Annotated in this window: 19 protein-coding genes; 9 read left to right on the top strand and 10 right to left on the bottom strand. The window is 42.4% G+C overall.

Translation table 11 applies throughout. The features are described 5' to 3' along the window. Positions 1–95: 95 nt before the first annotated feature. Positions 96–932 (bottom strand): TraX family protein, encoded by an 837-nt coding sequence (locus tag P0108_RS02640; RefSeq protein ID WP_004108130.1) that lies wholly within the window; start codon positions 930–932, stop codon positions 96–98. 77 nt (positions 933–1009) lie between these two features. Continuing rightward, a complete protein-coding gene (locus P0108_RS02635) occupies positions 1010–2710 on the bottom strand; it encodes an alpha-amylase family glycosyl hydrolase (protein ID WP_473730723.1) in 1701 nt (566 codons plus the stop codon). A gap of 258 nt (positions 2711–2968) precedes the next feature. Between P0108_RS02635 and P0108_RS02630 the strand changes: the two genes are divergently transcribed. From P0108_RS02630 to malQ, 5 genes are all read left to right on the top strand, one after another. Next, complete coding sequence (locus P0108_RS02630; RefSeq protein ID WP_004108134.1) at positions 2969–4198, top strand: extracellular solute-binding protein; 1230 nt, start codon at positions 2969–2971, stop codon at positions 4196–4198. Between the two features lie 159 nt (positions 4199–4357). Beyond that, complete coding sequence (locus P0108_RS02625; protein ID WP_410310280.1) at positions 4358–5764, top strand: carbohydrate ABC transporter permease; 1407 nt, start codon at positions 4358–4360, stop codon at positions 5762–5764. After that, complete coding sequence (locus P0108_RS02620) at positions 5761–6684, top strand: sugar ABC transporter permease (protein ID WP_004104797.1); 924 nt, start codon at positions 5761–5763, stop codon at positions 6682–6684. The genes P0108_RS02625 and P0108_RS02620 overlap by 4 nt, the downstream gene beginning before the upstream one ends. 311 nt (positions 6685–6995) lie before the next feature. Continuing rightward, positions 6996–9005, top strand: coding sequence for a type I pullulanase (gene pulA / locus P0108_RS02615; protein ID WP_004108138.1), 2010 nt, complete (start codon positions 6996–6998; stop codon positions 9003–9005). Between the two features lie 277 nt (positions 9006–9282). After that, a complete protein-coding gene (gene malQ, locus P0108_RS02610; RefSeq protein WP_004108143.1) occupies positions 9283–11532 on the top strand; it encodes a 4-alpha-glucanotransferase in 2250 nt (749 codons plus the stop codon). Positions 11533–12008: 476 nt separating this feature from the next. On the opposite strand, the gene P0108_RS02605 is transcribed toward malQ, so the two are convergent. The 3 genes from P0108_RS02605 to P0108_RS02595 form a co-directional block, all read right to left on the bottom strand. Beyond that, the gene (locus tag P0108_RS02605) at positions 12009–12617 is read right to left on the bottom strand and encodes a YesL family protein (protein WP_004108152.1); all 609 of its coding nucleotides are present in this window, start codon (positions 12615–12617) and stop codon (positions 12009–12011) included. A 187-nt stretch (positions 12618–12804) separates the two neighbouring features. Next, positions 12805–13638, bottom strand: coding sequence for a carbohydrate ABC transporter permease (locus P0108_RS02600; RefSeq protein ID WP_076003104.1), 834 nt, complete (start codon positions 13636–13638; stop codon positions 12805–12807). Continuing rightward, complete coding sequence (locus P0108_RS02595; RefSeq protein WP_248893559.1) at positions 13635–14486, bottom strand: carbohydrate ABC transporter permease; 852 nt, start codon at positions 14484–14486, stop codon at positions 13635–13637. Before P0108_RS02595 ends, P0108_RS02600 begins: the two co-directional genes overlap by 4 nt. Before the next feature lie 302 nt (positions 14487–14788). Here P0108_RS02595 and P0108_RS02590 point away from each other — a divergent pair, with 302 nt between their 5' ends. Further along, positions 14789–15802, top strand: a complete 1014-nt coding sequence (locus P0108_RS02590) for a LacI family DNA-binding transcriptional regulator (protein ID WP_033888411.1) — start codon at positions 14789–14791, stop codon at positions 15800–15802. Between the two features lie 154 nt (positions 15803–15956). On the opposite strand, the gene P0108_RS02585 is transcribed toward P0108_RS02590, so the two are convergent. The 3 genes from P0108_RS02585 to P0108_RS02575 form a co-directional block, all read right to left on the bottom strand. Beyond that, positions 15957–17297 (bottom strand): ABC transporter substrate-binding protein, encoded by a 1341-nt coding sequence (locus tag P0108_RS02585; protein ID WP_004108164.1) that lies wholly within the window; start codon positions 17295–17297, stop codon positions 15957–15959. Positions 17298–17569: 272 nt separating this feature from the next. After that, positions 17570–18985, bottom strand: coding sequence for an ABC transporter substrate-binding protein (locus tag P0108_RS02580; protein WP_102703479.1), 1416 nt, complete (start codon positions 18983–18985; stop codon positions 17570–17572). A gap of 186 nt (positions 18986–19171) precedes the next feature. Further along, on the bottom strand, positions 19172–19882 hold the full coding sequence (locus P0108_RS02575; protein WP_421777328.1) for a histidine phosphatase family protein: 711 nt from the start codon (positions 19880–19882) through the stop codon (positions 19172–19174). 169 nt (positions 19883–20051) lie between these two features. On the opposite strand from P0108_RS02575, the gene P0108_RS02570 reads away from it, so the two are divergent. Beyond that, on the top strand, positions 20052–20507 hold the full coding sequence (locus P0108_RS02570) for a DUF4235 domain-containing protein (protein ID WP_004108175.1): 456 nt from the start codon (positions 20052–20054) through the stop codon (positions 20505–20507). 66 nt (positions 20508–20573) lie between these two features. Next, the gene (locus P0108_RS02565) at positions 20574–21356 is read left to right on the top strand and encodes a nitroreductase family protein (protein ID WP_004108178.1); all 783 of its coding nucleotides are present in this window, start codon (positions 20574–20576) and stop codon (positions 21354–21356) included. A 35-nt stretch (positions 21357–21391) separates the two neighbouring features. Here the strand turns inward: P0108_RS02565 and P0108_RS02560 are convergent, their stop codons facing one another. Together P0108_RS02560 and P0108_RS02555 are read right to left on the bottom strand one after the other, a co-directional pair. Beyond that, positions 21392–21649, bottom strand: coding sequence for a hypothetical protein (locus P0108_RS02560; RefSeq protein ID WP_076003106.1), 258 nt, complete (start codon positions 21647–21649; stop codon positions 21392–21394). 48 nt (positions 21650–21697) lie between these two features. Beyond that, entirely contained in the window at positions 21698–23734 is a 2037-nt protein-coding gene (locus tag P0108_RS02555) for a cation:proton antiporter (protein WP_033888413.1), read from the bottom strand. Positions 23735–24017: 283 nt separating this feature from the next. Between P0108_RS02555 and P0108_RS02550 the strand changes: the two genes are divergently transcribed. Further along, positions 24018–25544 (top strand): aminotransferase class I/II-fold pyridoxal phosphate-dependent enzyme, encoded by a 1527-nt coding sequence (locus tag P0108_RS02550; protein ID WP_421777257.1) that lies wholly within the window; start codon positions 24018–24020, stop codon positions 25542–25544. Positions 25545–25616 lie beyond the last annotated feature (72 nt).

Genomic DNA, 25616 nt, shown 5'->3' with positions numbered 1-25616 from the left:
CTACTGCACATCTCTGCTGTTACCTTGCAACTTTGCTTATTAACAATTTTATGTATTATTTTATGTATTATTTTGTTTGCTTACAACTTATAACTTTAATGAATGTATACTGCAAACACTGACGCAATGATCAACATCAGCGGATACCACGCATACATAACACAACGGAACGTCGTCGAGTTTTTAGGACCATCACCATAAGGGCTACGATAATGCAACACAGCTACACCAATACCAGGTGTAAGCATCGACATAGCACCGAACATTCCTGCAGTCATCTCCATAGTAATTTCGCGCTTTTTTAATAATTCAAAAAGAAGTACGAAAATAAGCAAAGTTACGCCGCCGAAGAAAATTCCATGCTGCACAAAAACTTTTCCTATCAAATTCCAAAGAAGACCCGCAATGATAAGCACGGTAATAGCAAAACCTTTACTAAATCCGCTTAAACGTTCCCTAATTGTATCTATACTCGAAAGTACGAATAGGGAAATAACCATTGCAAATACAGGATTTTGCGAACGCATGTCGAACAAACATTTTGAATTCACCAAATCGTATGGAACTTCGCAAACCACTGCTAAAATCAGCAATCTCAACATGTAAAGATTCAAATTATGCGTGTTATGGTATCCGCGTACTAGTATCCACGCATACCATGGCACTGCAGTCCAGCTTATAAATTCACAAACTAATATGACTGTCAATGCAAACATATTATTGGTTACTGTTCCGCCGAACATTCGTGCAATTACTGTGTTACTAAATGCACCTAGCATAAGCATAAAAGCGCCGAGCATTTTGAGTTTATTGAGCGTGATTCCAGTTTTTATGTTACGGTCAGCACGAATTGGTTTGCCGTTTGCATCAAGCATTTCCTTATTCGCGTTACCGCTATCACGCATTATTGCTTTACCACTATTAATACTCATTGCACGTCCTTGTTTATTTGCGCATACCTAGTTTATATAAACTTTATCCGTAGTCGCGTATCTACCTAACCTGTAATTTACATTCCAAACACTGCAAAACTTTGAGCGCCGAGTGTTAAGCAATCACCATCAACTGATATTTCTCCAATTTTCAGTAATGGATTGTAAGCAGATTCTTGCGTAAGATTCGCTAATGCTTCTAATGAAACTGTTTCACTATTTACACCTGGATTCATAACCACAATGCTTCGTTCCACAGCTGATTCTCCTGCGTCACCTTTTGCGCAACGCTCGTAAGCAAAGCCGCGCCCGTCAACAGGAGCATACAGCACTCTCCAAGAAGCGTCAGCTTGCAAAGATTTGCGGCTATGACGAAGCGCAATAAGCGAGCGCACCCACGAAAGGAAGGAATCTTCGCAATTAATTTGCGCAGAAACAGTTGGAATTTCACCACTTTCCACTGCTTGTTTTCGAGAATTTGCGCAAGTTCTTCCGTCTGCTCGCGCTTCAACAGGCAAGTATAATTTAGATTTTGCAGCCATCGAGAAGCCAAAATTCTTTGCATCGTCCCATTGCATTGGCGTACGAGTGCCCGTACGAGCGTAGCCGCCTTCTTTTGTTGGAATATCGCGATATTTCATGCCAATTTCGTCGCCATAATACACGAATGGCACGCCTGGCATAGTGAGTATCATGCCGAAAGCCACGCGACGCTCACGATCGCCAAGACGCGGAGCAAGACGCGGCGTATCGTGATTGCACGTGATGAAACTAAAGTAGCCTTGATTACAGGTTGATTCATACTGCGGGCAGTAGTCGTCCAAGAATGGGCAAATGCTTCCGCCACCGTGCGCATTAAAGTAGCTGCGATCGCGCTCAGAATTGTTATCTAAAGCGTTATCAACGTCACGAAGTAAACGCGCATAACCATTAGGATTGCCATCCCAGCGCCAATTCAAATAGAAGTCCATGTCGAATCCTGCAGTAAGAGCCTGACGCGGTCTGCCCCATTCGGACACAAAAGCAGCCTGCGGATACTCTTCTTTTACAGTGCCAAGCATTTCCTGCCATGCGCGAATTGTATTGTCTTTTCCAAGGCTTCCTTCGCCATTATTGTCATCGTTTTTTACAAGCGAATCAGCCATATCAACTCGGAATCCATCCGCACCAAGCGAAAGCCAAAATCGCATAATATCAACCATTGCAGCGCGAGTTTCTGCCGCTTCTTTGGAATCTGGAGCGGATTGCCAAGCTCGATCCCTATGTGCAAAACCGTAGTTTAATGCAGGCTGACATTTGAAGAAGTTTAGAATATAAGTGGCGTCACGCTCAGTTTCACCGCCAATAAACGGCATAGAATAGCCGCTAAACGCACTGTCTGTCCAAATATATCGCTTGCTAAACTCGTTTTCTTCAGCTTTCGAACTTTCGCGGAACCATTCATGTTCTTCACTAGTGTGACCTGGCACTAAATCAAGCAATATGCGGATTCCTTGATTGTGAGCTTCACTAAAAAGCTGCTTTAAATCTTCGTTCGTTCCGTAACGCGCAGCTACTTTTTTGTAGTCGCGCACGTCATAGCCCGCATCTTTAAAAGGCGAGTCATAGCAAGGATTAAGCCAAATTGCGTTGCAGCCAAGCGATTTTACATAGTCTAACTTTTTGATAATTCCTTGAATGTCACCTATGCCATCGCCATTGGAATCACAAAAACTTTGCGGATAGATTTCGTAAAAAACCGCGTCTTTAAGCCACTGAGCATGATCGTATAATGCCATTATTTCACCCTTCTAGCGTTGTGCTATTTAGTTTACACGCAACCACTTGAAAAAATTTATAGGGCGAAATATACAGATTAACCCGCCACTCATTTGCAAACGACACGATATCCGTGTATACTACACAGTGCTTACGAACGGATTTGTGAGACTTGTGACGCTGCTCTACGCAGCAATCGCGATGTTGCGCCACAACGGAGTCCGTTACTACGCCACCAAATGATATGCCAGTTTTTGGCATGATATAGGAGGTCAAGGATGACGAATATTAAGAAGATGCTGGGTGCAGGTCTTGCAGTTGCTACTTTGTTTGGATTTGCAGCTTGCGGTTCAAGCACTAACAATAGCGCTAAGAAGGCTGCTGATTCAGCACCTGTTCAGCTCACTGTTTGGGGTTCTGCTGACGATCAGAAAGATGGCGGCTGGATTAAGACTGTTGAAGCAGAATTCAAGAAGGAAAATCCAAACGTTACTTTCAAGAACGCTGTTGTTGAGCCACCAGACGCTGCTAAGGCTGTTAAGCAGGATGCTAAGGCTGCTGCTGATGTGTTCCTCTTCCCTAACGATCAGCTCGGCGACTTGGTAAAGGCTGGAGCAATCGGCGAATTAAGCGATGACGCCACAAAGCAAGTTAAGGAACAGAACGAAGATACTTTGATTAAGTCTGTTACCGCTCAGGACGGTAAACTTTACGGCGTTCCTTACACCGGCAACACTTGGTTCATGTACTACAACAAGTCCAAGTTCTCCGCTGATGACGTTAAGTCCCTCGACAAGATGCTTGAAAAGGGCAAGGTTTCATTCGATCTTGCTAATGCTTGGTATCTCCCAGGCTTCTACCTCGATGGCAATATGACGCTCTTCGGCGAAAATGGAAACGATGCTAAGGCTGGCATGAAGCTCAGTGATAAGGCTGCTGAAGTTACCAAGTACATTGCAACAAAGCTCGTTGGAAACGAAAAGCACTTCGTACTTGATGGAAATGGTCGCGGCTTGGCTGGCTTGAAGGACGGCTCCGTTGATGCAATGTTCTCCGGTTCTTGGGATGCAGCCAAGGTTAAGGACGCCTTGAAGGATAACTATGCTGCAGCTGCTCTTCCAACCTTCAAGACTGAGTCTGGCGAGCACCAGATGAAGTCCTTCGCTGGTTCTAAGGCTGTTGCTTACAACACCAACACCAAGTCTCCAGAGATGGCTGCTAAGTTCGCTGCATTCTTGGGCTCCAAGAAGTCCCAGCAGATTGCTTTCGAAAAGGAAGGTGCAATTCCTTCTGACAAGTCCCTTGCTGATAGCGTAAAGGCAGAGCCAGCTGCTGTTGCTCAGATGGAAACAATTGCTAAGACTTCTGTCTTGCAGCCAGCAATTCCTGAAATGGGTAAGTTCTGGGATCCAGTTCAAGCATTCGGCACTTCTATCTCCACCGGTAAGATTACTGGCGATAATGCTGCCGCGCAGACCGCAGAATTTGCTAAGGGCTTAGAGAAGTAAGTAAACAAAACTTACTCTAGCCAACAAATCTAAATAGATGCATAAGCAGTGTTTTATGCACTTTGAGTAAAACAATGCGCCCCAGCCCCCGCTCCGGCAAGGGGTGGGGCGCATTGTTTATCTTCTACAAAATAATTTTGTTTACATGAAAGGCATGTCATGACTGGCACGACATCCACAAAGCGAGAAAGACGCCAGAAGAAGACGTCAACTGCAGAACGCTTTGCTCCTTCACCTTATTCACTGAAAGAGGCTGCAAAACATGCGGACATTCTTTCATGGATTTCTGTTGTCATATTTGGCTTTGGCAATTTTGTCCGCAAGCAATACATCAAAGGCGTTATATTCTTAGCGTGCGAAGCAACTTTATTCGTATTCTTATTTGCAATTGGATTGGATTATCTTCCAAAAATCAACACTCTTGGCACAGTAGAACAAGGCAGAGTTAAAGTCAACGGATTCTGGCGATACAGTGCAGGCGATAATTCTGTAGAAATTTTACTGTATGGAGTTATGTCGATATTAGCGATTGTATTGCTTGTATATCTGGCAACTCTCGCTCTTCGCAGCGCGTACAAAGCGCAATCTGTAATGGCAGACGGCAAGAAGCCACTTAATTTCATTGATGATGCGAAGACTCTTCTTGACGAAAAAGCACACGTCGGTTTTATGACTCTTCCAACTGCTGGCATTGTGTTATTCACAATTTTGCCATTGTTCTTCATGATTTCTATGGCTTTCACAAGCTATGACGAGAATCATCAACAAAAATTCAGTTGGATTGGGTTAGACGTTTTTTCTCAATTCTTAACCGGAAAAAGTGATTTAATTAAAGCTGACGTATTCTTTGACGTATTAATCTGGACTCTTGTTTGGGCATTCCTTGCAACCTTCCTGAACTTCTTCCTCGGCATGTTCATTGCAATGATAATCAATAGAAAGTCCACTCGTCTTAAGGGATTGTGGCGAACTTGCTTCTCCCTTACAATTGCAGTTCCACAGTTTGTTTCATTGCTTATTATGAACAATATGCTTAGCCAGAACGGTGTTATTAACATTGTCTTTAAGCAAAACGGTTGGATACATCAGGAGCTTCCTTTCCTTACGGATGTAACTTGGGCTCGAGTGACGGTAATTCTTATCAATCTTTGGGTTGGTATTCCATTCACCATCATGCAGATTACAGGTATCTTGCAAAACGTTCCTGCAGAACTTTACGAAGCTGCAGAGCTCGATGGCGCAGGTTGGTGGCAACGTTTCATGAACGTCACAATGCCGTACATCATCTTTGTTATGACTCCATATTTGATTACTACCTTTACTGGCAACATCAATAACTTCAACGTTATTTACCTCTTAACAAAAGGTGGTCCAGCAAGTAGCAAAGTCAACAGTGCAGGCGGCACCGACTTGCTTATCACATGGCTCTACAAGTTGACTGTTGACCAGCAAAACTACAACGCAGGTGCAGTAATTGGTATTTTGACGTTCATTGTGCTTGCTGTCGTAGCACTGATTACGTATCGCAACTCTGGATCTTACAAGAATGAGGAGGGATTCCGGTGAGTGATAAAACTACAACTAAGAACGAAGAAGCTGTTGTAAAGAGCACTCGTAGTGTTTCTTTCCTTAAAGATCAACATGTCAGAAGAGTAATTGGAGATACTTTCTCACATTTGTTCTTGCTGGTGTTGTCAGTTATTTGGCTGATTCCAATCTTGTGGGTTTTGTTAGAAAGCTTCAACAAGAACACTGGTTCCTATCAGAAAACCTTCTTCCCAACTGAATACTCACTAAATAACTATATAAAGTTATTTACCGATACCGATGACATTAATTTCCCACGAATGTTCCTCAACACTTTGATTGTGTCAATTTTCGTGTGCATTATTTCTTTGGTGTTTGTGTTAGCGGTGTCCTTCTGCATGTCTCGTCTCCGTTTCAAAGGACGTAAGACATTCATGAATCTTGCTCTGATTCTTGGTATGTTCCCAGGTATCATGGCTGTTATTGCTATCTACTTCATTTTGAAGGCTCTTGGTTTAACAAAAGGTTCGATTGTATTAATCGCACTTATTATCGTTTATTCTGCAGGTAGCGGTGCCGGCTTCTACATTATGAAGGGCTACATGGATACTATTCCAAAGTCTTTGGATGAAGCTGCATACTTGGATGGATGCACAAAGTGGCAAGTATTCTGGAAGATTATTGTTCCAATCTGCAAGCCTATGATTGTGTTCCAAGCAATTACTGGATTCTTGGGACCATGGCTAGACTTCGTTATGGTGAAGACAGTAGTGAGAGACAATAAGGAAAACTACACAGTTGCTTACGGATTAATGGAGATGCTTACCAAAAAGTATCTACCTGATTGGTACGCTGCATTCGCGGCAGGCGCTGTGTGCATTTCCATACCAATCGTAATCCTGTTCATTATTATGCAGCGCTTCTACGAAGAGTCCATGTCTGGCTCCGTTAAAGGCTGATAATTTACAGGATATAAATCTACTGAAGGCTGAGACGCTTTCGAGCGTTTCAGCCTTCTCTTTCGCTAGACAACACGAACACGTAAAAATAAAAAATAACTTAACACACTCGCCGTTTGACTTAATACGATAATGGCTATCGCATAAACCCTACCGTGTTTAGCCAAATAGTGCCGCAAAACATAAAAAAACTTGATAACAGAACAATAAGTAAATAATAAAATTTAAAAACTGTATAATTACTAATACGATTAAATAATTTAGAAAATTTAGACAATTCGCAAAATAGCGAAGGAAGAAGGATACCCTATATGACGACTCCATCTTCGGCAACATGGCCTGTATACGAAGGACCTCTTGGATTTACTTTAAACGCTAAATCTACAACATTTACTGTATGGGCACCAACTGCACAGAATGTGACGTTAAGACTTTTTGAAACCGGAAACAACAGTGAGCCAATTCAAACACACGAATTGAAACCGTTGCATGACGGAGCTTGGCGGATTAATTTCCGTAAGCGTTTAGACGGCATATACTACGATTATCTTGTTACTTTCCAAGATGGCACAGTAAATCGAACTAGTGACCCTTGGGGTGTAGCGAGCGGTGTAAATGGTGAGCGCAGCCTTGTCATAGACGATGAGCGAGTGTCTCCTGCCAATTGGCATAAAGATAAGTCTCCTAAGTTTGTGCGTCATGCAATGGTTGTGTGGGAAACGCATGTTGCAGATTTCAGCAGCAATCCTAATGGCGGCTTTAAGCCAGAGCATAGAGGCCAATATCTCGCTTTTACTGATGAACATACATCTTTGCAAAATCCAGATTCTTCTGAATGCAACTTCCCTACTGGCTTGGATTATTTAAAGCAGCTTGGCATTACTCATGTGCAACTCGAACCTATTTACGATTTTGCAACAGTTGACGAATCCGCAATCGACAATGCGCGCAAAAACGGTGCTTCAGCAGAAGAATTAGATTCTCTATACAACTGGGGTTATGATCCTCACGCTTACAACGTTCCTGAAGGTGCTTATTCTAGCAATCCTTACGACGGCACTGCGCGAATTCGCGAATGCAAAGCAATGATTGCGGCATTACATGCTAATGGCCAACGCGTAATTATGGATGTTGTTTATAATCACATGTACAAGTCTGCAGAAAACGCTTTCGAATGCATGGCTCCTGGGTATTTCTGCAGGCGAGACTCTGACGGATCTTTTGCTAACGGCTCTGGCTGTGGAAATGAAATGGCTTCTGAACATCCTATGTTCCGCAGGTTTATTATTGAATCTTTGCTGCATTGGGCACGCTGCTATCACATTGATGGTTTCCGTTTTGATCTTATGGGATTGACTGATACTGAAACCTTAAATCAGGCACGAGCTGCATTAGATGAGCTTCCTGGCGGTAAAGATATTGTTATGTATGGAGAACCGTGGAGTGCTTCGGATCCTGCTGTTGATGAAAAAGTTCCGATGGGAGATAAAGACGGCAGAAGCACTCTTAACGAGCGCATAGGCTGGTTTAGTGACGAGTCTCGCGATTCCCTCAAAGGCAACGTCATGAACCATCTCGACCGCGGGTATGTAAATGGCAATGAGCTCTGGTGCTCAGATGCGGCTCGCCAAACTCTTAATGCATGGCGTGATACGCCTTCTGCAGGTAAAGAAGTTGGACAGATTGTTCAATATACTTCTGCTCACGACGATTTGACTTTCTGGGATAAGCTTTGTATCTCTATGCGCGAGAATGCTAGCGATTTTGAGTTTGACGCTCAAGATGCACAACAAGTTGCGGATATTTTGAACGCTAATATGTTTGCAGCTGGAATTGTTTTGTGCTCTGCAGGCACGCCGTTTATGCTAAGCGGAGAAGAGTTTGGACGCACTAAGCACGGTTGCGATAATTCTTATAATCGCGGTGTACTAATGAACCAGCTTGACTGGGCGCGCGCTGAACGTTTCAATCCGCTTGTTCAATGGTATCGTGCACTTATAAAGCTTCGCGCTGAATATAGCTCATTGTATGATGGCAAACGCAAACAACTTGAAACGTCTAACCATACTGTTTTGGCTACGCGCATTGGCAATAATTTAATTGTTTGCGCAAATCCTATGTATCATGAAGATGCAACTATTCAGCTACCTGCTATTCATAGCGCAAAGGCTCAAGAGTGGCATTGCGTACTTAATTCAAGTGATTATTTTGCTAAGTGGACTGGAAAACAACCTGACACCGCGGTAAATATTACAACTGAAAAAAGCGCTGCTACCCTACACTTGCCTATCAGAACTTTTGTTGTGCTTAGCAACAAGTAATTGCGTTTTAGTAAGTAAAAAAAATAATAAACTGTCAGACGATTGCAACTAAACATGAGTAATCACAACACTTGTGTTTAGTTGCAATTACTTATAAAAACTAGCAAATATGTCGCAACGCTAATTTGCAAACGATGTCAGGTATTTATATAATTGACAGGCAGGGTGTATTTCAATCCAGAGATGTATTGATTTACACGCTATCGCCATAGTTGCACATTTGGCACGCTTACGACGATGTTAGGAATGTGCCAAATCATAAAGTAGAAGGAGCACCATGACAACAACAGCTACTGGCAAAGCTGATGCTGATAAGCCTATGGAAGAAAGCGCAGAACGTCTTGCACGTCCACTTATTAAGCTTGCTAAGGCGTGCGGCGTTGCCACTTTTTATATTGATCAGCAAGGAAGCTACACCGAAATTACAGATGAAGCATTAGTTGGAGTACTTGATGCATTAGGCATGCCTGCCGACACTCAAGACAATATTGCAATTTCATACGAGAAGGTTCAGCGCAAACGCTCTAGCGAGTTATTGCCACCAACTGTCGTTTCGTTTAATGGCGCAAAAACTTGCGTACCAATTCACGCAGGAGATGCCAAAAAAGAGCAAATTCACATTTCTCTTACACTCGAAGATGGAACAGATTATGAAGACTCGTTAGGCGATATTCAATCCGAAGACGATGGAGACTTGTTCATTGAACTTCCGGATGATTTGCCAATGGGCTACCACACTTTGCATGCCAAAGTAATCAGCGCGAATGGCGAGACGGCTCAACATGCTGATGTCACATTGATTGCCGCACCTGCGCGTATTCCATTGCCTGAAAGCGTTAAGCAAAAGCACCGTTGGGGATTCATGACGCAAATGTATTCTGTGCGTTCAAAAGATTCTTGGGGAATTGGCGATTATGGCGATTTGCGTCGCCTACTTAAGGATGCTGGAGAAATCGGCAAGGCTGATTTTATGCTGATTAATCCAATTCATGCGTGCGCTCCAGTAACACCTCTTGAGCCTTCACCGTACTTACCTGAGTCTCGTAGGTTCTTGAATGTCACTTATATTCGTCCGCAAGATATTCCGGAATATGCTGAATTAAGTGGCGAAGATCTTGCTAAAGTAGAGCAATTGCATGAGTCTATTGCTCCTCAAAACAATAATCCAAATCCTATAGATATCAACGCTGCATGGGATGCCAAGCTTCCTGCGTTGCGTATTATTTTCAAGCAACCTCGTTCTACCGAGCGCGAGCGCGAGTTTAGTGAGTTTAAGCATCGTTCTGGTGAAGATCTTGACGCCTTTGCAACTTGGTGTGTTGCGTTTGAGGTTTGGGGTGCTCCTTGGGGCGAGAATTTGTGGTTTGACACTACAGGCAAAGGCACTCCGCAAATTGAGCGACTTAAGCGCGAACATGCTGACTTGTTTGAGTTCCATCGTTGGCTTCAGTGGATTGCTGATGAGCAAGTTGCTACAGCTCACGCTGAAGCTAAAGCTGCTGGTATGGCAATTGGTCTTATGCAAGACATGGCAGTTGGCGTACACGGCTACGGTGCTGACGTTTGGTGGAGTCCGGAACGATTTGCTAATGGTGTAAGCGTTGGTGCTCCTCCTGATTTCTACAACCAGCAAGGTCAGGATTGGGGTCAACCTCCATTCGATCCAAATTATTTGGATGAAACTGGCTATATTGCTTACCGAGACATGGTTCATAACGTGTTCTTGCATGCAGGAGCTGCTCGTATTGATCACGTTCTTGGATTGTTCCGCTTGTGGTGGATTCCACAAGGACAGGGTGCTAGAAACGGCGCGTATGTGTACTACAATGTAGATGCAATGCTCGCAGTTCTCACTATTGAAGCAACTCGCGCAGGCGGTGTTGTTATTGGCGAAGATTTGGGCACTGTGCCGAAGTATGTTTCTAAGGTTCTTGCATCTCATGGCGTGCTTGGCACTGTTGTTGAGTGGTTCACCCACGACGACGAAGCTGAAGCCGCTACTAAGAAGGCTGGAAAGAAGCAAATTATTTTTGCTAATCCGTCTACATATCGAGAGTATGCTCTTGCTTCCGTTACTACGCACGATATGCCACCTACAGCTGGTTATCTTGCCTTTGAGCATGTCAAGCTTCGCGAGCAACTTCATCTGCTTACAGACTCCGTAGAAACGTTCCAGGAGGCTGCTCAAGCTGAACGCGATGCAATGATGAAGATGCTTCTTGAGAACGGTTGGATTAGCAAAGATGCTGCTGAGGATGTTGAAGGTCATGCACAAGAAATTGTGGAAGCTATGCATGCAATTATGCTCACTTCCCCATCTTTGCTTTTGCAAGTAGCTTTGGTTGATGCTGTCGGCGAGAAGCGTTCACAGAATCAGCCTGGAACTAGTACAGAGTATCCAAACTGGCGTATTCCACTTGCTGATGCTGATGGTCGTGTAGTTCACACCGATGAAGTATTTAAGTCACCACGAGTGCTATCTATGACGGCAGTTATGCGCGGCGAAAATACACGGAAGCATGTATAATTTAATAGTTGGTTTACCGATGAACTGACTCTATTTCCCCCCCTCGTAAGGAATATGATTTGCATAGTAGCAAATCAAAATATTTCTTACATGATGTCCTATGTGAGGCGAGCATCTATAATAGTGCTCGCCTCATTAATTATGGGGTTATGGGGGTTATGGAGTAAGAAGCAAACCCCCTGCCTCAACACCGTTACTCGCGCAGTACGTAATCTGCGTCAATAACACAAATAAGCAGCAACACTCGCGCGCTAAATCGCAGCGCTCAAGCAGGTCATCAGCGCACACCAGTCACAACCTAATTTCTAAAGCACAGCCACACAAACCTGCCCTGCCTTCGTCTTTATTGACGAAGGCAGGCCTCGCTTGCGTTGAAAGCACACCGTGCTTTCAACCCTAAGCAAGCTCGGCACTCCGAGTTGCTTTCGCGCGCACAATGCTGCGCTCAAGCAGGTCGTCACGCCATAACGCAGAAATTACTTCTTAATATACTTTGCAAATACACGCTCTAAAATCGGAGTATGCAGCATAATAAGCGATCCCCAACCAATGAATACCAACAAAGGCAAACCCTGCGGCAAATATACGATTGATGCAAATATTAACACAATAAACACTATATCTAGCAGTGTCATTATAAGAGTTTCTTTCCAATACGAAATACCAAAAATAAGAGAATTAGCCACTGTTTTATCAATTGAATTTTTAAAACGCGCTTGTAATGCAAACACCCATTCGGCAACAATAACCCACAATATGCTCAGAATAAATTTAATAATTAAAAGTGGAGTAAACCACACGCAAAGCCATAGCCAAATAATAGCAAGCAAAACTGGTCCCATTACAGCCCAAATAATAGTAGATTCCAAAAAATTGCTAGCAAACGCGCGAAAATAAGCTGCAGTAATATGTCCTTCACCTTGCTCTGTACGTCTTGCAGCATCATGACCAGCACAAAGAGAAGCGCCGATAGTAATTAAAGGAAAGCTTGTTAAAATCATCAATATTGTAAGCCACACGGCATCAGCAAATGTTTCCATGCTTTGCGCAAACTTTGAATCTGGGCTTCCAAACGAGAAAATCATTCTATACTATCTCCTGGTTTTATGACGCAATTCCTATGCTTTACTATCTATAGATACTCTAATAACGAACTCTACCACCTAATTACAAACTAACGTAACTATTAAAAATAATGACGGTGTGCACAAACGTAATAGTATGCACACACCGCCGCTTTCACTGCCACTTGAATTTTGGAGGAGAATTAATTTATCCCTTTACTGCACCAGACATAACACCTTTAATAATGTACTTCTGGCAGATGAGGTAGAAGATTATGATTGGAACAATTGCCATAACCAAGCAGCCCATCATTGCGCCCATCTCGACAGATCCATAGCCGCCCTTCAAATACTGAACAGCTATAGAAATAGTCTTATACTTGTTGAGATCGAGCGTCAAGAATGGAAGCAGGAAGTCATTCCAAATCCACATTGCCTGCAAGATTGAAACCGAAATAATAGCAGGTCGCATAATCGGCACAATAATCTGGAAGAATATACGTGGCACAGAAGCACCATCAATCATTGCAGACTCTTCGAGTTCTTGCGGAATACCCTTAATCACACCAGTGAAAATAAACACTGCAAGTCCTGCACCAAAGCCTAAGTAAATAATCCACAATCCCCATGGAGTATTCAACTTCAAAGCGTTCGTAATGTAAGCAAGGGTGTACATAACCATCTGGAATGGCACAATCATGTTAAACAGGAACAAAACGTATAGAAGTTTTGCTGCCCAATTGTTCACACGAACAATCCACCATGCACACATTGACGTGCACAGAAGAATGAGAATCACAGAACCAACAGTTACAACAATGGTCCAGAGGAAACTCATCGGAAAATCAGTACGATTTGAGCCTAATACGTAGTTAGACATTCCAACAAACGATTTTGAACTAAAAGTAAAAGGATTGCTGGCAATATCAACCTTAGACTTGAAAGAATTCAGCACTACTAAAGCTATAGGAAAAATCCATAACAAGCTTATAAGAGTGAACAGCACCGTCCATAACGCAGGATGCTTTGTTTTCTCGTTCATGCCGCTACCTCCTTTGACCTAGTGAGTATATTCTGAACCATAGCAATAACAGCCACAACAATGAAGAACATGACTGCCTGAGCCTGGCCAACGCCTTCACATCTTGGAGTAGTGAAAGTTCTATAAATATTAAGAGCTAACATCTCTGTTTTCCTTGACGGACCACCGTTAGTTAATGCGAAGTTCTGATCGAAAAGCTTGAAGCCGTTGGTAATTGTTAAGAATGTGCAAACAGTAATAGAAGGCATCATCAATGGAATAGTAATCTTGAATAAAGTCTGCCTTGGGCTTGCACCATCGACAGCAGCTGCTTCCATAACATCTCCTGGAAGAGCCTGCATTCCTGCGATATAAATAATCATCATATAGCCAATTTGCTGCCAGCAAACAACAATCACAAGACCCCAGAAACCGAATACTTCAGAGAACGTAATCGTACGATTGAAGTAGCCGAGTATACCATTTAACAAGAGCTGCCAAATATAGCTTAAAACGATACCGCCAATAAGATTTGGCATAAAGAACACGGCTCTGAATATCGTCGTGCCCTTGAACTTCTTAGTAAGCATGTACGCAATTGCAAAAGCAATAACATTAATAATTATTGTTGTAATAACTGCAAAAAGCGTTGTGAACAAAAACGAATAAACAAGATGCGGATCTTTTAAAGCTCTATAGTAGTTACGAAAACCCACAAACTTACCATCAGTCACAGTAGTGAATTTTCTAAAGCTCAAGTACACACCCATAATAAATGGCACTAAGAAGCCAACAATAAACGCAGCAAACGTTGGCAGCGCAAATAACCACCACCATTTACGTATTGCTTTTCCGCTCATACTAATCATGACTCGTCACTTTCTCCTCCTTGAGCGCGACATCCACGTAGACATCGCTGTCCCGAACCAATAACTTCATTCTACTACATGAATTAGCTATGTCAAACGTTGTCATTTTCGATATGTCACTTCAAACAAATATCAGAATTTAGTTTTAAAAAAATTGCTTATTATCGTTGGCATTCCAGCAAAATTTGCTAGAATAGAAATGTCTGCAAACGTTTGTTTGTTTCGAACTATAAAAGTTCGCACTAAACAATTAAACACAAGGCTGTGCTACACGTTTGTTATACGCGAATAAAGGAGTTCACATGTCGGCAAATATTCAAGATGTAGCGAATAAAGCTCATGTGTCAGTTTCTACTGTGTCGCGTTCATTTACACGACCGAACTTAGTATCTGCATCCACTCGCAATAAAGTATTGGCCATTGCCGAACAATTGAATTTTTCTATTTCGAAATCTGCAGCAGCACTAAAATCTGGTAAAACCTTGCGCATCGCTTTATTGATTAGCGATCAAATTCGTCTATGGTTTTCTGCATCTATTATTCAAGGATTGAATCAAGTATTCCACACAGCTGGATATGATTTGTCTATTTTTCAGATTTCCAGCAGTAAAGAGCGTAGTGAATTTTTCACAATGCTCCCAACTAGACGTAATGCTGACGCCGTTGTTGTGTGCTCCTTTGACGTAAATACCAACGAAATCGCACAACTTAAATCAACAGGCGTGCCAATTGTTGGCATAAACTGCTTATATCCACAAAAATGCGATTTTGACGCGACTATCAATATTGACGATGACCAAGGTGCAAGACTTATGGCACGCCACTTAATCGGTTTAGGGCATCGCAATATTGCATATGTGCGCACAACTCGTGACGTTTCACTACATTTCAGCGTATTGCAACGTTACCATTCTTTTATTGATGAATGCCAAAATAGCGGGATCACACCTACAGAAATTGTGGCACCTGCTAATTCTGATCGCATAAGTGCCATAGTTTCTATGCTTCTTGGAAGTTCAATTATGCCAACAGCAATTGCATGCCAAGAAGATGGTATTGCAATACCGCTTATGTTTCAGCTTGCACGCAGCGGGTATTCTACTCCAAAAGATGTGTCAATTATTGGTTTTGACGATAGTTTTTACGCGCATGAAACTGGCTTAACTACTATTAGACAGGATCCAGTTGATATTGCTTCTACTGCGGCAAATATCACGCTTGCGCTTATAAACGCAGAGAAAGTTGAAGATCAGTATCGCATTGTTCCAGCGCAACTTATTGTGCGTTCAAGCACAGCTGCATTATTAAAAGAATAGACCTTTTATAGTTTTCTAGAAAATATCGAAATAACAAAATATCGAAATAACAAAATCCGCTAGGACTTAGCACTGTGATGTGCCAGTATCCTAGCGGATTTTCTTACGTCACCTTTGCTTGCTTACGTCAGCAGGTGTAACGTCTGTTTGTTTATTAGTCATCTTCGTGAGCTTGAGAATATTCTTTAGCCCAACCATCCACAAACGCTGTCTTAACCTTATCCCACTTGCCAGTGCCCTGAGCGTACTCAAGCAAAGCAGAGCCGAGGTCGTTCTTCCAGTTATCAGATGGCATTACGGTGAAGTTCCAGCTTACTGGAGTCTTACCAGACTTAGCATCTTCAACAGCTGCCTGAGTCAATGGGTTGTCAGACTTGATATCTGCGAAGCTCTTGAATGGAGTAGTGAAGCCCATCTTCTTAGACAAAGCATCCTTACCAGCATCGGAAGTAAGCAACCACTTCAAGAAGTCCTTAGTTGCCTTCTTGTTAGCGTCAGACGTCTTCTCGTTGATGCACCAATAGTTCTCAGAACCAGTTGCCAAGCCTTGCTTCTCTTCGCCCTTAGCACCAATATAAATTGGAAGCATACCAAGGTCTTCAGCCTTCATACCAGCCTTGGAGAGGTCACCCCAAGCCCAAGTACCATTCTGGTAGAACACAGCTTTACCCTGGGAGAACTCAGCATTAGCATCTTCACCAGTCTTGGAACCAATCTTTGTTGCTGGTGTAGTGGAATCAGTAATGTAAAGATCGAAAATCTTCTTATAACCGTCAAGGAAGCTACCCTTTACCTTTGCAGGCTGCTTGGTAACATGATCTTCCTTGAACTCATAGTACAAAGGAAGATTTGCAAGGTGGGTCTTAAAACGCCAATCAGAGCTGGAATCAAAACCAGCAGAAGTAAAGGCGCCTTCAACGCCAAGATCTGACTTGTGCTTTTGAATATCATCTGCAACAGCCTTCAACTTATCGAAGGAGTTGATTTCTTCAGCAGACTTTACCTTAGCATCCTTAAGCTCGGTGTACTTCTTAAGCAAAGCCTTGTTGTAAATCAAGCCGTAGGTTTCCATTGCATATGGAATACCAACAACCTTATCTCCATCCTTCAAAGCAATATCCTTGTTCTGAAGTTGGCTATAAAGCTCAGTATCCTTCAAATCAGCAGTGTAATCCTTCCAGCTTGCGTAACCAACTGGACCGTTGATCTGGAAGAGTGTAGGAGCTTCATTACCCTTGCTGATTTCACTCTTCAAAGACTGCTCATAAGTTCCGGAAGCAGCAGTTTGAACCTTAACTTCAACACCTGTTTTCTTGGTGTATGCCTTAGCTACTTCCTTCCACTGATCTGCAGCTTCTGGCTTAAAGTTCAAGAAGTAAACCTTACCTTTAGCAGAGCTGTCACTTGAGGAGGATCCGCAAGCTGCAAGCGCGCCAAAAGCCATTGCCGAGCAAGCTACCAGTGCAATTGTTGATTTAATTGTACGATTCATCATCGAACCTTTCTCCTATGCCGACAATCCCGTCATTGGACTGCCACACCTCTAGGTGTCCTTATCGACAATATTTATTATGCCTCAACTGCTGCAATATTGCAAACGATAGCATAAGTAAATTGACGCGTGTCATTATAAAAACACCACCCACTAATATATTCGATAAAATTAGCACGTATTTTTGGCAATAATTAAAGGGATTGCACAACAATTTAGCAAACGATTGTGCAACCCCTTGAGGATTATAGTTCAAAACAAATTATTTAATTAAACTAACTCTGCCCATGAGCAATCTTATATTCCTTAGCCCAGCCATCAACAAACGCGGATTTAAGAGTAGCCCATGCCTTATTAGCGCCAATAGAAGTCATACCGTCTTTTGTTGCTTGAGCGTATGTAAGCAAATCAGAGCCAACATCGTCTTTCCAACCGTTAGATGGCATAGTAACAAACACCCACTTAACAGGCAATTTGCCAGGCTTAGCAGTGTAATCAACAGCAGCCTGAACTAGAGGATTTTCTGCTTTAGGGAAACCTTTGAAAGGAGCAGCAAAGCCCATTTTATTAGCTAAAGCATCCTTACCATAATTTGTAGTAAGTAACCAATTAAGGAAGGCATTAGTTGCTTCCTGATTCCGCCTTGAAGCCTTTTTATTAATGCACCAATAATTTTCCGAACCGGTAGCCATGCCTTGTTTCTCTTCGCCCTTAGCACCAATATAAATTGGTAGCATGCCAACATCGTCAGGCTTTATGCCAGCTTTTGAAAGATCACCCCAAGCCCAAGTACCATTCTGGTAGAACACAGCTTTACCAAGAGCAAACTCATAAACAGCATCCTCGCCAGTTTTAGCACTTAACTGGCTTACAGGAGTTGTGGAATCAGAAATATAAAGGTCAAAAATCTTCCTGAAATTATCAACATAGTCGTAATTAATTGACTGAGGCTGACCATTAACGTTATTCTTAACGAATTGATAATACAAAGGCATATTTGCAAGATGCGTCTTAAAACGCCAGTCGGAGCTTAAATCAAAACCTGCGGACGCAAAAGCACCGTCAATACCAAGCTCATCCTTGCGCTTTTGCAAATCGTCTGCAACAGCCTTCAACGCAGCGAAATTAGTTATTTGATCTTCAAAAGATTTGCCGTTTTCTTCTGGCTGCAACTTTGCATCTTTAAGATCCGCATACCTAGCAAGCAAAGCCTTGTTGTAAATCAAGCCGTAATTTTCAGTAACATATGGCACAGCAACCGGCTTACCGTTATCCATAAAAGCAAGATTTTTATTGCTAAGTTGCGTATAAAGAGGGGAATTAGTTAAATCAGCAGTGTAATCCTTCCAGTTAGCATAGCCAACGGGACCGTTAATCTGGAATAACGTAGGCATGCTATCTGGATTATCTTTATATTTCTCAACTTCGGTTTTAAGTCTCTTTTCATACTGACCGCCAGTTGGCGTAACTATGCTTACTGTAACACCAGTCTGTTTTGTGTATTCTTTAGCAACTTCTTCCCACATAGCAGTAGCTTCAGGCTTCAAGTTGAAGAAAATAACCTTCCCATTAGCAGACCTATCGGCATTTGCGCCAAAAGACTGAGAAAAACCAAAAGCAGTAAACGCACAAGCCGCCAAAACAGCGCAAACCACTAGCGCAATAATCGACTTAACCGAACGACTCATCATCGAACCTTTCCATATACTGCTAATCTCTTACGAACTAACTAATTACTGCTATTGAATACTATTTAAATCACCGTAGTGAACTAATATTACAGCAAACGCAAGACTCAAATATATAAATATCTTTGCAAAAAATTTGCGCAAATCGCACTAAAATATATGGAAATATCTGAAATTTTAAACCGTATTTCAACAATTCCAATGCACAATTACATTGTCGCCTTTATACGTGCCCAACACAGAATAATGCGCGGTATCCATACGAAGAAGTCGCGCAAAATCTGGGTTTACTCCAAGCCAGCGCGCAGTAAGAATACGCAACACATGAGCATGCGCAACAACAAGCACGTCCTTACCTAATCTCAATTTAGGCATTGCCATATCAATAATCTTTTGAGTACGATCCGAAACCTCTTGCAAGCTTTCTCCAGAAGTCCTGTGCACATCCACTGTCTCTCCACTAGGAAGCACTTCTTTAGCATCACTAACCATGTGAGAAGGAAGAACTTTAGGACCATGTTTCCACACATCCCACGCCTCAACTCCACTTAGTTTAGAAATATCAGCGCGCGTGCGACCCTCAGCAGCACCATAATCCCACTCCAGCGCGCTATCACAAATTGTATACGAAGCAAATCCAGCAAACTGAGCTGTTTGCTGCGCGCGACGAAGCGGGCTTACAAGCACACAATCCTCATCAAAACCTTTTGTGAACACACACTGCAATCTAGCACCAGCCTCTTTTGCTTGCTCAACACCAACTTCAGTAAGAGGCAAATCCGTGCGCCCAGTATGCTGACCAGACACACTCCAAGCGGTTTGACCGTGACGAAGTAACACCAAGCAACCCTGCTTCGAGCATTCTTTCTGAGAGGATTCTTTAGTGCCGTTATTTTGCATAGTCTTCACATTCCTCACCAGCGCCATGTACACACATCGCACTGGACGCCTAGCAGCACGATTGCTTTACGTAAGCATTTCTTAACTTGCAGCCACTTTGCCGCAAATCAAGATTACTGTTCCATGGTACCGCCAAAATTGGTATTTCGTTACCACTAACATAGAAAATATGACGCAATTATCATCGGCTAATACTAAAACTCAACGAAACCATCGTGCGACTCAAGCTACCGTACAACGACTGAATGCAGCGAATCGTAAGATTGATGCGCTTCGCGAGCGCCGATTAAAAAATCCAAATACTTTAGGAGATTCGTTGCTTAAAGCCGCACTTCCGTCTTTTGCAACGTTTATAGCTGGGCAGATTGCGCACTTAATATGGGAAAAACATGTTGATACTAGAAAAATCAATTTAAACTCTAATAATCGTCCTAACAATCTTTCTAAAGAAAAAATCACACAAAAGCAACGTGTTAAGCAAGAAGAACCATTGCTAATGTCTCTTGGGTTTGCAGTATTTTCTGCGATTCTTACTACGCTTGTTGGTCGCTTAGTAAGTCACGGAACCTTGTCTTATGTTGCGCGAAGGCAAAGAAAGCGACAGTTTCGAAAAAATAAATTCTAATTTTGAACAAATGAAACTAAATGCAGAAATAATCGAAGAATAAGGAAAGTAAGGAATAAGAATAACGTGCAAAACTTACGTCACAACGAAACTATTGATACTCTACTGAACCGCCGATCTATTCGCGCTTTTTGCAACGAAGCAATTGACGAAGATACAGTCGCGACTCTTGAAACCGTGGCTCAACGCGCTGCTTGCAGCCAGTTTTTGAACGACTGGTCAGCGATTAAAATTACGAATAGCTCAATTAAGCAGAAGCTTTCCGAAATTGGCAATCAAACATATATTGCTACAGCTCCGCTGTTGTACGTTTTTATTATTGACCAGCACAGAAACGCTGCAATTGCACAAAAAAATGGCATCGATACAGGCAGCGACGAATTTATGCTTAAAACTCGTTACCGCTTTACTCAAGCTCAAAACGACGTCATTTTGGCACTTCACACCATGGAAACTGCCGCGGAATCTTTGGGTCTTGGTTGCGTAATCCTCGGTTCAATTTTGAACAGTAGAACTCAGCTTATTGATATTTTGAATTTGCCTGAATACACGTATCCCGTGCTCGGCTTGGCAATTGGTAAGCCTGCACAAAATCCGGAATTAAAGCCGCGCATGAGTACTAGCATGCAGATTTTTGAAAACACTTACCCTGCTGACGATGCTGAATTACTAGAGAATCTTGCCGATTTCGACAATCGCGTGCATCAATATTACGATTTGCGAAATACTAGCAGACCGGTTGACGCTTTCAGCGCGCAAATTCTTGCTATAGCAGCAGACGATATTGCCAAAAAACACGAAGCAGAAGATGTTGAGCAGGTTGCAAGGCAAGGTTTTAATGTCGCATAAGATTTAACACCGTTTTAATTTAGTGCCGTTTTAACTTAACGCCGTCTTGGCTTGTACCCGCGCTTTCTAGATTTAGGCTTCGTGCTTGCGGATGGCGAGCGCATATCGGAATACATGCGATTTACCGGGTTTTTATGTGTCAAATGCCAGCAACCACAATATTCACAAGCATAAACCCATAACTGTGTTCCACGCTCTCGCAAACTTTGCTCCGCTGCCATAAGAGCCTGCCCTTTATTCTTGTACATGATTTTTTGGGTAGATTCGCAGCGTCTCGGAGTAAAGAAATACATAGCTTTTATGGTAGCAAACCGCTTAACAGTTTATGATACGTCCAATAATTACATATCCACGTTAGCATCAACGTTCATAACGTACACGTTATTGCGCAATTGCCGCTCTTGCATTCGCGTAATATCCCCATCTTCGTACATGTCATGAATTATACGTAACTCTATTGCGTAACTTTCACGCTTTACTTCTTCAATATTTTCGATTAAACGCACGCTCAAGCTCACATTAGGTCTAGAACGCAACAATCGTTCAACACTCCTGTACTCGCGCAAAAGTGCAGAACAGTACTCAGCTGCGTATTCCTGATTGCTCATGACATTATATAGTCGTTCAATAACGTGCTGAATAACTTCAATATGCAACTGACGAATATGCACAAAAATAACGTCTTCTTGTAAGAGTGGAGCTGTTCTGCGAATCATATTACTTACTCGCATTATGACTGTTCCAATACGACGCTGTAATGCTCTTAACCTTCCGCGAACATGCCACATGAGGGTTCCCAACTGCCTATCAGTGTGAATGTGACGTAAAGAATTCATAATTTGATCCAACAGACGCTCACAAGCTTCAACCTCCAGCAATTCCTGTTTCGATAAAGAACAAGCTTGCTTCAGCTTACGCAAACGCTGCTTAATATAATCTTTTTCCCAGTTAAGAGTTTCAATGCGCAAATCCAAATATTCTTTGGAGTCTCTATGCCCAATATTTTGCTTTAAACGTTCAATTCGTTCGGTATAAGAGTCAACAACAGACAATACTGCACGACGATTTTCGTTAGTAATACTAGAGGTTAATTCTTCAACCGTACGTCTAAGCACTTCAATGGCAATAGGAGTAACTTCCTCAAGTTCAGTATCGTTCTTTTTGGGAGAAATCATGGGTAACAAGAAGTTCGCCATAAGTAGCGTAACCACGATCACTACTCCCGATATAAAAATAAGTTCATTCCTAAGTGGAAACTTCACCGGTAATGTGAACATTAACGCTAAAGTTAAGGTTCCTTTTGCTCCACCTAAAGTCATAATTACAGCAGATTTTAATCCGCCTGTTAATTGGAATTGAGAAGATCTTGCGATGCGAACCATGGTGACCATCCATAAGAACCTCATGCCAACAACCGCAAGCAACGTTACAGCAATAATAGCCACAAGCAACAGGTTATTAACACCATAATCATTCCAACTTGAACTTACAACTTTTGGCAAAGCAATGCCAAGAAGAACAAAAACTGCACCATTCAGCCCAAACGAAAGAACACTCCACACGCTATTGGCAACAATATTAGTGCGCGAAACATTCGGACCTACTCCAGAACGATCAAATCTTGCTAGTAATCCTGCGGTAACTAACGCTAGCATTCCAGAAGCGCCAACACCTTCAGCACCCATGTAGAGCAGGAACGGCAAAAATAGTTCCATTAATATTCTTGTTTTTGTAGTTTCCCAACCTAAAGATCTAATCTTTTCAAAAAGCCAGTTTGCAGCTAATCCTACAAATACGCCAATTGCAATTCCACCAAAGAATTTTGATGCAAAACTGCTTAGTGCTGGCGTGATATCGAAAACACCAGACGCAGCAACAAGAACTGCAAACTGGAAGCCTACGATTCCGGACGCATCATTAAACAGTGATTCACCCTGTAGTACGCTAAATTGTTTGTCAGTAAGCGATACTTCATGACTTAACGCACTTACTGCCACAGCGTCAGTCGGTCCCAAAGCTGCCCCTAACACAGCTGCAGCGGCAATCGGTATAAATGACCATATTGCAGGTAAAAGCACAGCAACTGCGACCATAGTTGCCAGTACTAAACCAACAGCAAGAGTTGCTGAGTATTTAAATGAAGACAATAACGCTAACTTATTTATCTCACGCGATTCAAAATAAATTAAAGGCGCAACAATTACGATCATAAAAAGCTCTGGATCGAGAGTAACGTTTGGGAAGAAAGGCAGTTCTGAAGCTATAACACCCATGGTTATCTGCACAAGCGGCACTGAAACTCTCGGTATAAAACGTTCCAAGAATGATGACAGCACTACAACCGCCATGATGTACAGAATTAGCTCAAAAACTGGCATACTATTATAACTTCCTCTATTTATTTACCTTATTTTTCAGCTTATCGAAACATGGCAACTAATATAAAATCTATTGAAATGCAAAATAATTTAAAAATAAAGAGGAACTTGTTCAAAAGTTCAATATAAATTCAAAATAAATTCAATTTTTACTTTGCAAAATACAAATTTGCGCGTAAAATCATCACTAAAAATATAAATAGTTCAATTTAATACTTATATTTTGAACTTTGCTATAAACTTGTTCAATTTATAAATGCCGATTTTACAAGAAAGACAGATTATGGCACAGAATTTTGCTGATGAGCTTAAAAAAGCTATGAAGCGTAAGGGGTACAAGCAGATTGACGTAATCGAGCTTGCAGCAAAAAACGGTCATAAGCTTGGCAAAAGCCAGTTAAGCCAGTATTTAAGCGGCAAAACCGAGCCTCGCAAAGACGTACGTAACATGCTAGCTGAAATTCTTGGAATCAGCAGCGACGGAATCAAAGGCGGTCATTCTTGTGCAAAAATCGAGCAAAACTGCCAGTCTGCAGAAGAACCACAATTAAATCAGCCACAGCTTACAGAAGCTGAACTTTCCCAAACACTCAAACATAGAACCTTCAACAAATCAACCAAACTCGAGCACGTGCTTTATGACGTTCGCGGCCCAGTTGTTGAAGAAGCAAACCGCATGGAAGCGAACGGAACGCATATTCTAAAGCTCAACATTGGAAATCCTGCGCCTTTCGGATTCCGCGCTCCAGACGAAGTGATTTACGACATGCAACAGCAGCTTATTGACTGCGAAGGCTACTCGGATAGTCGTGGACTTTTCTCCGCTCGCAAGGCGATTATGCAATACGATCAGCTTAAGGGCATTCCAGGCGTGCAAATGGAAGATATTTACACTGGAAACGGAGTTTCCGAGCTGATTAATCTTTCTATGCAAGCGCTGCTTGATTGCGGCGACGAGATTCTTATCCCAAGCCCGGACTATCCTCTGTGGACTGCGTGCGCGAGCCTGGCCGGCGGCACTCCTGTGCACTACATGTGTGACGAAAAGTCGCATTGGTACCCAGATATTGCCGATATTCACTCTAAAATCACGCCTCGCACTAAAGCAATCGTGATTATTAACCCAAATAATCCTACGGGTGTGCTGTATAGTCGCGAAGTTTTGGAAGAGATTGTTAAGATTGCGCGCGAGTTTAATTTGATTATTTTTGCAGACGAGATTTACGACCGTCTTGTTATGGACGGCAAGAAACATATTTCGATTGCTTCTCTTGCTCCAGACGTGTTCTGCGTAACTTTTAGCGGACTTTCTAAGTCGCATATGATTGCTGGCTTCCGTATTGGTTGGATGAGTCTTTCGGGAGATAAATCCAAGGCTCGCGACTACATTATGGGACTTAACATGCTGTCTAATATGCGCTTGTGCTCTAACGTTCCTGCGCAGTCAATTATTCAGACTGCTTTGGGCGGATACCAGAGCGTTGAAAAGTATTTGGAACCAGGCGGACGCGTGTATGAGCAGCGCGAGTATTGCTATAACGCGCTTCAAGAGATGGATGGCGTAAGCGTTGAGCGACCAGACGCTGCTTTCTACATGTTTGTAAAGCTCGATCCAAGTCGATACAACATTCACGACGATGAACAGTTTGCTCTTGATTTGCTACGCAATCAGAAGTTGCTGATTGTGCACGGCAAAGGCTTTAATTGGCAGACTCCGGGCTACTTCCGCGTAGTCTACTTGCCGCGCTTGCAAACGCTTCGTGACGCAATGGGCAAACTCTCTAACTTCCTCTCCTACTATCGCCAGTAGAAAAAATAATTTTTATATAAACAAAAAAATTATGCATATAGTGCCACGCTAAAAAAACTTAACGTGGCACTA

This window comes from Gardnerella sp. c10Ua_244, from assembly GCF_055818055.1.
The sequence above is the reverse complement of the archived record's forward strand: the minus strand, read 5'-3'. Positions and strand labels throughout refer to the sequence as shown.

Coding starts and splice junctions, on each gene's coding strand:
- P0108_RS02640 (WP_004108130.1), bottom strand. CDS start 932: ATGAGTATTAATAGTGGTAAAGCAATAATGCGTGATAGCGGTAACGCG.
- P0108_RS02635 (WP_473730723.1), bottom strand. CDS start 2,710: ATGGCATTATACGATCATGCTCAGTGGCTTAAAGACGCGGTTTTTTAC.
- P0108_RS02630 (WP_004108134.1), top strand. CDS start 2,969: ATGACGAATATTAAGAAGATGCTGGGTGCAGGTCTTGCAGTTGCTACT.
- P0108_RS02625 (WP_410310280.1), top strand. CDS start 4,358: ATGACTGGCACGACATCCACAAAGCGAGAAAGACGCCAGAAGAAGACG.
- pulA (WP_004108138.1), top strand. CDS start 6,996: ATGACGACTCCATCTTCGGCAACATGGCCTGTATACGAAGGACCTCTT.
- malQ (WP_004108143.1), top strand. CDS start 9,283: ATGACAACAACAGCTACTGGCAAAGCTGATGCTGATAAGCCTATGGAA.
- P0108_RS02605 (WP_004108152.1), bottom strand. CDS start 12,617: ATGATTTTCTCGTTTGGAAGCCCAGATTCAAAGTTTGCGCAAAGCATG.
- P0108_RS02600 (WP_076003104.1), bottom strand. CDS start 13,638: ATGAACGAGAAAACAAAGCATCCTGCGTTATGGACGGTGCTGTTCACT.
- P0108_RS02595 (WP_248893559.1), bottom strand. CDS start 14,486: ATGATTAGTATGAGCGGAAAAGCAATACGTAAATGGTGGTGGTTATTT.
- P0108_RS02590 (WP_033888411.1), top strand. CDS start 14,789: ATGTCGGCAAATATTCAAGATGTAGCGAATAAAGCTCATGTGTCAGTT.
- P0108_RS02585 (WP_004108164.1), bottom strand. CDS start 17,297: ATGATGAATCGTACAATTAAATCAACAATTGCACTGGTAGCTTGCTCG.
- P0108_RS02580 (WP_102703479.1), bottom strand. CDS start 18,985: ATGATGAGTCGTTCGGTTAAGTCGATTATTGCGCTAGTGGTTTGCGCT.
- P0108_RS02575 (WP_421777328.1), bottom strand. CDS start 19,882: ATGCAAAATAACGGCACTAAAGAATCCTCTCAGAAAGAATGCTCGAAG.
- P0108_RS02570 (WP_004108175.1), top strand. CDS start 20,052: ATGACGCAATTATCATCGGCTAATACTAAAACTCAACGAAACCATCGT.
- P0108_RS02560 (WP_076003106.1), bottom strand. CDS start 21,649: ATGTATTTCTTTACTCCGAGACGCTGCGAATCTACCCAAAAAATCATG.
- P0108_RS02555 (WP_033888413.1), bottom strand. CDS start 23,734: ATGCCAGTTTTTGAGCTAATTCTGTACATCATGGCGGTTGTAGTGCTG.
- P0108_RS02550 (WP_421777257.1), top strand. CDS start 24,018: ATGGCACAGAATTTTGCTGATGAGCTTAAAAAAGCTATGAAGCGTAAG.